Annotated in this window: 5 protein-coding genes; 3 read left to right on the top strand and 2 right to left on the bottom strand. The window is 62.6% G+C overall.

All coding sequences use genetic code 11. From position 1 onward, the window contains the following. The coding region (locus PK789_RS00700; RefSeq protein WP_324306236.1) for an alpha-2-macroglobulin family protein at positions 1-3,431 on the top strand (3,431 nt) is incomplete at its 5' end. A 67-nt stretch (positions 3,432-3,498) separates the two neighbouring features. Next, positions 3,499-5,916 (top strand): penicillin-binding protein 1C, encoded by a 2,418-nt coding sequence (gene pbpC, locus PK789_RS00695; RefSeq protein WP_324306234.1) that lies wholly within the window; start codon positions 3,499-3,501, stop codon positions 5,914-5,916. Positions 5,917-5,918: 2 nt separating this feature from the next. Here the strand turns inward: pbpC and PK789_RS00690 are convergent, their stop codons facing one another. After that, positions 5,919-6,401: a peroxiredoxin gene (locus tag PK789_RS00690; RefSeq protein WP_324306232.1), complete on the bottom strand. Its 483-nt coding sequence runs from the start codon at positions 6,399-6,401 to the stop codon at positions 5,919-5,921. A gap of 92 nt (positions 6,402-6,493) precedes the next feature. Here PK789_RS00690 and PK789_RS00685 point away from each other — a divergent pair, with 92 nt between their 5' ends. Then, entirely contained in the window at positions 6,494-7,402 is a 909-nt protein-coding gene (locus tag PK789_RS00685; protein WP_324306230.1) for a DnaJ C-terminal domain-containing protein, read from the top strand. Between the two features lie 64 nt (positions 7,403-7,466). Here the strand turns inward: PK789_RS00685 and pilH are convergent, their stop codons facing one another. Further along, positions 7,467-7,844, bottom strand: a complete 378-nt coding sequence (pilH, locus tag PK789_RS00680; RefSeq protein WP_324306228.1) for a twitching motility response regulator PilH — start codon at positions 7,842-7,844, stop codon at positions 7,467-7,469. Positions 7,845-7,901: the final 57 nt, after the last annotated feature.

Raw genomic sequence — 7,901 nt, 5'->3', positions numbered from 1 at the left:
CCATCCTGCGGCCCGGCCAAGCGTTCGCGCTGCAGGCCAAAGGAGCCTATCTGTATGGCGCGCCGGCCTCCGGCAACCGCTTCACTGCCAAACTGGCGGTGAAGGTGGATCAGCATCCGCTGGCGGCGTTGAAGGGCTGGTTCTTTGGTGACCCCACGGTTAGCTTGCCCACGGCGGCCAAGGATGTAATCGATGCCAGCTTAGACGCCAGTGGCGAGCTGCGGCAAGACATCGCCTTGCCGGCAGAAGTCAAAGGCAATACTCCCGTGCAGGCCATTGTGGCGGGCAGCTTGTTTGAATCCGGTGGCCGCAGTATCAACCGCAGCGTCAGCCGCACCTTGTGGCCCGCCGATGTGCTGGTGGGTGTGCGGCCATTGTTTGACGATGCCGATGGCGCCAACCCCAATACCAATGCTGGGTTTGAATTGATGCGCTATGACCGCGACGGCAAGCCGCAAGCCGGCAAAGGTTTGAAGCTGAGCTTGGTGCGCGAGTTGCGCGACTATCACTGGACGCACGACGACAGCAGCGGTTGGAAATACGACTTCACCCGCCGCTACAAAACCATTGACACCCGCACTGTGGATGTTGGCAACACCGCGCTGCGTTTTGATATGCCGGTGGAGTGGGGCGACTACCGCCTAGAGGTGTACGACCCGGCCACACGCTTGACCATGCGCTACCCGTTTCACGCCGGCTGGGGTTGGGATGATGAAAACCGCGGGCTGGATGCGCGCCCCGACAAGGTCAAGCTGGCGCTGGACAAAACCAGTTATCGCAGTGGTGACAAGCTCAAAGTCACCCTGACCCCACCGCATGCCGGCAAAGGCGTGGTGATGGTGGAATCTGACCACATGCTGTTTGTGCAATCGGTGGATGTGAAGCCGGGCACCGTGGTTGAAATTCCGGTGACCCAGGACTGGGAACGTCACGATGTCTATGTCACCGCGCTGGTGCTGCGTGGTGGTAGTGCGGCCAGCAAAATTACCCCTGCGCGCGCGGTGGGTGAGGCCTTCGTGCCGATGGATCGCAGCGCCCGCAAACTGGCAGTGGGCTTGGCCGTGAAGGCCCAAGTGCGCCCACAACAGCCGTTGCAAGTGACGGTTAGTGCTCCGCAACTGGCGGGCAAACAGGCATATGCCACGGTTTCGGCGGTGGATGTGGGCATCCTCAATATCACCCGCTTTGCGGTGCCCGATGCCAATGCGCATTTCTTCGCACAGCGCCGTTTGGGTGTGGATGCGTATGACATCTATGGTCGCGTGATCGAAAGTTTTGACGGTGCCACCGCGCGCATGCGGTTTGGTGGCGACATGGCGCTGGCTGCGTTGCCGCAGGCGCGTCGCCCCACCGCGCGCGTGCAGACCGTGGATTTGTTTGCAGGGCCGGTGCAATTGGATGCCAAGGGCATCGCAAGAGTGGCGGTCAATGTGCCGGACTTCAACGGCACATTGCGGGTCTCGGCCTTGGTCTATTCCGACACGCAATACGGCAATAAAGATGCGGAAGTGGTGGTGCGTGCGCCGATCGTGGCCGAAGCCAGCATGCCGCGCGCGATGGCCCCTGGCGATCGCGGCATGGTGACCCTGGACATCAGCAACTACACCGGCAAACCGGGCGCATTCAAGCTGCAAGTCGATGGCATTGGCCCGGCGACGATTGCCGAAGGCAGCCGCAGCCTGACATTGGGTAGCGAAGCCAAATCCACGGTCAGTTTCCCATTGTCCGCGCAGGAAGGTTACGGCGTGGCGCAAGTGCGGGTGCGGGTGGAGGGCAACGGCTTCAAAGTGGATCGTCACTATGACTTGCCGGTACGCCCGGCGTGGCCGTCGGTGCTGCGCTCACGCGCGCAGGTGCTGGGTGCCAGCGCCGCCAGCATGGACGTGAGTTTGGCCGATGGTTTGATGCCCGGCTCGGTGCGCGCACGCATGTTGGTCAGCGCATTGCCGCCCATTCCGTTTGGGGCGGCGCTCAAAGGCGCACTGGATTATCCGTATGGCTGCGCCGAGCAAACCACCAGCAAAGGCTATGCGGCATTGGCGTTGGATGCCGACACCGCGCAACGGTTTGGCGTGACCGGGCTGACGCCCGAGCAACGCCGTGCACGCATGGACGGCGCGTTTGGACGCTTGGCGTCGATGCAACTGGGCAATGGGCATTTTTCGATGTGGGGTAGTGACGACAACGCCGACCCGCAGCTCACCCCGTACATCGTCGAGTTCTTGCTGGATGCGCGCCAAGCCGGCTTTGCGGTGCCCGATAGCGTGCTGCAAAAAGCCTTGCAGCGGCTCAGTGATGATCTGCTGTCGGGCGGCGCCCAATTCTATGGCCGCGACCATCGCGAGTACCTGAAGTTTGCCTACAAGGCGTATGCCGGTTATGTGTTGGCACGGGTCAACCGCGCACCATTGGGGACCTTGCGGGCGCTGTACGACAACGATCGTAAGCAAGCCTTGAAAGGCCTGCCGCTGGTGCAGTTGGGGCTGGCGCTGGCGCTGCAAGGGGACAAGGTGCGCGGTGAAAAAGCGATCGCCGAAGGCTTTGCTTTCAAGGGCGACCGTCAGGGCTGGCTGGGTGATTACGGCAGCCCCTTGCGCGATACCGCATTGATGCTGGCGATGACCCACGAACGCGGCTACAACAAGCCTGCGTATGATGCCAAGGTGATTGAACTGGGCCGCGATCTGGAAGCGCGCCGCGCGGCTTCGCCGTGGCTGTGGTTAAGCACGCAAGAACAGATCGCCTTGGCGCGGTTGGGCAAAGCATTGCTGGTGAGCCAAACCAAACAAGTGGCTGGCAAGTTAACCGTTGCAGGGGTTGATGAAGTCATCGCCGCCAGCAAAGGTTTTAGTCGCGAAGTGGATTACGCCACGCTGGCCAAGGGTTTGCGCTTTTTACCGCAAGGGGATGGCCCGTTTTATGCCAGTTTGGATGTGGCCGGTGTACCCCGCACGGCACCCGCAGCAGATGCGCGTTTGATCAAGGTCGAACGCAGTCTGTACACCACTGACGGCAAGCCGTGGGCACCCCGTGCGCTGAAAGAAGGCGAGGCCTTGATCGTGCGCGTGGCCATCACCGCCGACCGCGACATGCCCGATGCCCTGCTCACCGACTTGTTGCCAGCCGGGCTTGAGATCGAAAACTTCAATCTGGGTGATGCCAAGCAGTGGGCCGACGTGGTGGTGGATGGCATCAATATCAGCGAGCGCGCAAACGAGGCAAGCTTGAATCATGAGGAGTTCCGCGATGATCGCTATGTGGCAGCCTTGAAACTAAATGCCGGCAGCACCGCCAAAGTGTTCTATTTGGTGCGTGCGGTGACCCCCGGCAACTACACCGTACCGCCATCGTTGGTAGAAGACATGTACCGCCCGGAACTGCGCGGCGTTGGCAAGGCCGTGCCGGAACGGATCACGGTGGTGCAGCCGTGAGCTTCAAGCCCCTCTCCCAGTGGGAGAGGGGTTGAGGTGAGGGTTCGGTCTGACGATGATTCTCACGATGCTCCGCACCCTCATCCGGCGCTACGCGCCACCTTCTCCCGAAGGGAGAAGGGACAAGCCACGTCTGCGCTACCTGCTGTCCTTCCTGCGCTGGGGCACGGTCGCCGTCCTGCTGACCTTGCTGCTCCTCGACATAGCCTTCCCGCTACCGCTCCCCAAAGCCAGCGACCCCGCCACCGTCATCACCGCCCGCGATGGCAGTCCCTTGCGCGCGTTTGCCGATGCACGCGGGGTGTGGCGCTATCCGGCCACGCCGGAAACCGTTTCGCCGCTGTACCTGCAAGCTTTGCTGGGCTACGAAGACCGTTGGTTTTGGCGACACCCCGGCATCAACCCTGTTGCCATGTTGCGCGCCGGGGTGCAGATGCTCGGCAACCGCCGCATCGTCTCCGGTGGCTCCACCTTGACCATGCAAGTGGCACGCATCATCGACCCAGCCCTGCGCGATGGTCGCAGCCGCAGCACGGCAGGCAAGTTGCGGCAAATACTGCGCGCCCTGCAACTGGAAGCCCATCTTTCCAAGCAACAAATCCTCGCTCTGTATTTGCAGCGCGCCCCGTTTGGCGGTGCCATCGAGGGTGTTGAGGCCGCCAGCTGGGCCTATCTTGGCAAGCCTGCAGCGCGGTTGTCGCATGCCGAAGCCGCGCTACTGGCGGTGTTGCCGCAATCGCCCAGCCGCCTGCGCCCCGACCGCAACCCCGAATCGGCCCAGCGAGCACGTGACAAATTGCTCGCCCGCATGGCCACACGCGGCGTGTGGACGCGCGCACAGGTAGACGATGCCCGCATCGAAACAGTCGTCTCCAGACGCCTGCGCAATCCAATGGATGCCGCATTGCTGGCGCAGCGCTTGCATCGCCAGCAACCGGCAGCGCAGCGCATCGTCACAACCCTCGACGCCGGCTTGCAGCGGGCGCTGGAAGAGCGCGTGACCAATTATTTTTCCGACCTGCCACCGCGTACCTCGGCGGCATTATTGGTGATCGACAACGCCAGCTTGCAGGCCCGCGCCTACATCGGCTCGGTGGCGTTTGGCGACAAGGCGCGGCTGGGTGATGTGGATATGGTGCAGGCCTATCGTTCGCCCGGGTCCACCCTCAAACCGTTTTTGTACGGCATGGCGCTGGATGATGGCTTGATTCATTCGGAAAGTTTATTGCTGGATGCACCGCAGTCGTTTGGGGGCTATCGGCCTGGGAATTTCGATAGCGCATTCAATGGCCCGGTTGGCGCTGCCGAAGCACTGCGGCTGTCGTTGAATGTGCCGGCAGTGGCGTTACTGGACCGGGTTGGCCCTGCGCGGTTTTCCGCACGCTTGCAGCATGTCGGGGTGGATTTGAAATTCCCGCAGGGTGCCAGCCCCAATTTGTCGATGATTTTGGGCGGCACCGGGGCCAAACTGGAAGAATTGGTCGGCGCTTTTGCCGCCCTGCATCGCAATGGTATTGCCGGGCATGTGCGCTACACCCCTGATGCGGCCTTGGTCGAACGCCGCCTGCTGTCGCCCGGCGCGGCGTGGATCGTGCGTGAAATTCTGGCCGCCAACCCGCGCCCCGGCGAGGCGCGGGAACTGTTCGATACCGGCCGTCGCCCGCGCGTGGCTTGGAAAACCGGCACCAGTTATGGCTTTCGCGATGCCTGGGCAATTGGTGGCACCCCGCGTTACAGCGTAGGCGTATGGGTGGGCCGGCCCGACGGCACGCCGATGCCCGGCCAATATGGCGCGGTTACCGCCTTGCCGCTGCTGCTGGAGGTGATCGATAGTCTTCCACGTGCGCCGGGTGATGGCGTGCGTGTCCCAATGCCCAGCAGCGTGACCACGACCGATATCTGCTGGCCACTAGGCACCGCCGCTGAAGCACAGCCGGCCGACCTGTGTGTTAAACGCATGCCGGCGTGGATATTGGATGGCGTGGTGCCCCCCACCTTTGCCGAGCGCGAAGCACGCCTGTGGCACTCTGGGTTGGAGACGTTTCAGGTCGATCCCCGCAGCGGCTTGCGGCTATCTGCCAATTGCAGCGCTGTGCATCCCGCGCAGACACGGCAAATCGCCCGCTGGCCAGCGCTGGCATCGCCATGGTTACCGCAGGCGTGGCGAGCCGCCGCCAGCCTGCCCGCACTGTCACCCGACTGCGCTGACGATGGCCGCAATGCCAGCGCCGCACTGGTGATCGAGGGCGTCAATGAGGGTGCCAGCCTGACCCGCGCGCCCGGCCAGTCCGGTGGCATTCAATTGGCTTTGCGCGCCACTGGCGCAAACGGCCCCGTGCAATGGCTGCTGGACGGCCGCAGCATTGGCGAAACCGAAGGCGCGCGCCCCCTGCAATACGCATTCACTACCCCCGGCTTGCACACCCTGACCGCCTTGGCCGACAGCGGCGCATGGGACAGCCTGCGGTTTACGGTGTTGGAGTGAACTTACCCCGGCAAATTGGCCAGCACATGCTCGGCCGAGGACACCCGGAATTCGCCGGGGGCTTCTACCCACAGGCCGCGCACCACACCAGCCTCGGCGTACAGGGCAAACCGCTTGCAGCGCACGCCCATGCCGTAGCCGCTGGCGTCCATTTCTAGCCCCAATGCACGGGTGAAGTCGGCGTTGCCGTCGGCCAACATGCGCAGGCCGGTGGGGACGTGTTGGCTGCTGCCCCAGGCTTGCATCACAAACGGGTCATTGACGGCCATGCAGGCCACTTCAATGCCGCGTGACCGGAATGCTTCGAACTGCTCGACAAAGCCGGGCAGGTGGCGCTCGGAGCAGGTCGGGGTGAATGCACCGGGCACCGCGAACAGCAACAGTTTGCGGTCGTCGAACAAGGTGTTGGTGTCAATCCGGTGCACACCGTTATCAATATAGGCAAGGACTGCCTCGGGAATACGATCGCCGACTTGAATCGACATGTTTGCACCTCATTTCGATGAAAATACAGTTTACCCCGGGCGGTGCGATGTGATGGGTGTTCATCGCAGTACTGGCCGGGTTTGGAGTAGCAATGGAATTCAAGGATTACTACGGTGTGTTGGGCGTTGAACCCAGTGCGGGCGATGCCGAAATCAAGACCGCGTACCGGCGTTTGGCGCGCAAGTACCATCCGGATGTGAGTAAGGAAAAAAGCGCCGAGGAGACATTCAAGGCGGTCAACGAGGCTTACGAGGCGCTGCGCGACCCGGACAAGCGCAAAGCCTATGACCAACTGCGCGCGGGTGGTTATCGCCCCGGTGATCAGGTGCGGCCGCCGCCGGGCGGGTTTGGGCGCGGGCCGGGCGGGGGCGTGGATTTCGATGAAATTTTTGCAGGTGGCGGTGCCGGAGGCGGGTTTTCGGATTTTTTTGAAAGCATGTTCGGCCGTGGCGGTCGTGCGGGTGGCGGCCCGCGTGCAGGTGCACGTGGAAGTGCGCCGGCAGGCGATACCCGTGCCAAGGTGGCGGTGCCATTGGCGGCGGTGTTCAACGGCAGCAGCGTACGGGTGAGCGTCAACGGGCGCACGCTGGAGGTACGTGTGCCCAAGGGCGTCAAGCCCGGGCAGGTGATTCGTTTGGCCAAGCAGGGCAACGCCGGCCGCGACTTGTTGCTGGAGGTGGAATACGCCGCCGATCCGCAGTTTGAAGTGGATGGCCGCAATATCATCCATGTGTTGCCGGTGGCGCCTTGGGAGGCCGCGCTGGGCGCGCTGATCAGTGTGCCCACGTTGGGCGGCGCAGTGGAGTTGAAAATCCCGGCCGATTCCGAATCTGGGCGTAAATTGCGCCTGCGCGGGCGCGGCCTACCCACATCCGATGGCAGCGCCGGGGATCAAATCGTGGAATTAGAAATCTTGGCCCCGAAAGCGCATAACAACGCGCAACAAGCCGCCTATGCCACGTTGCGCGATGCGTTTGGGGATGATTGGCGGCGCGCTTGAGCGCGCTGCCAGTATGCAGTGGTGAAGCTGCGAGATGTGGGGCTTACTTTGGGGCTTAAACCACTTAGGCTGCGCCCGGGCTGCCAAGATACTGACTGATCAAATTGGCCAGTTCGGTTTCGTTGAACGGCTTGGTGATGTAAGCCTTGGCGCCTTGGCGCATACCCCACACGCGATCGGTGTCTTGATCTTTGGTGGTCACCAAGATCACCGGGATGTGTTTGGTGGTGGGCTCGCGGGTGATTGCGCGGGTGGCTTGAAAGCCATTGAGGTTGGGCATCACCACGTCCATCAGCACCAAGTCGGGAATCTCGCGCTTGGCGGCTTCGGCACCGGCGGCGCCATCTTCAGCGGTCAGCGCCTCATGGCCGAGCTTTTCGACGATGCGGCGGATGCTCATCAACTGGGAGGGTGAATCATCAACAATCAGAATGCGTGCCATGGGAGTCCCCGTGAGTTCGGCTTGATTGTAGCCGTAGCCGCGCCGCCTGCAAGCAGG

The organism is Thermomonas sp. (assembly GCF_035369645.1).
Taxonomy (GTDB): domain Bacteria; phylum Pseudomonadota; class Gammaproteobacteria; order Xanthomonadales; family Xanthomonadaceae; genus Thermomonas.
This window is presented reverse-complemented; position numbering and strand designations above follow the sequence as displayed.

Bases quoted from the DNA above. Each gene is read 5' to 3' on its own strand.
- pbpC (WP_324306234.1), top strand. From the start codon at position 3,499: ATGCTCCGCACCCTCATCCGGCGCTACGCGCCACCTTCTCCCGAAGGG.
- PK789_RS00690 (WP_324306232.1), bottom strand. From the start codon at position 6,401: ATGTCGATTCAAGTCGGCGATCGTATTCCCGAGGCAGTCCTTGCCTAT.
- PK789_RS00685 (WP_324306230.1), top strand. From the start codon at position 6,494: ATGGAATTCAAGGATTACTACGGTGTGTTGGGCGTTGAACCCAGTGCG.
- pilH (WP_324306228.1), bottom strand. From the start codon at position 7,844: ATGGCACGCATTCTGATTGTTGATGATTCACCCTCCCAGTTGATGAGC.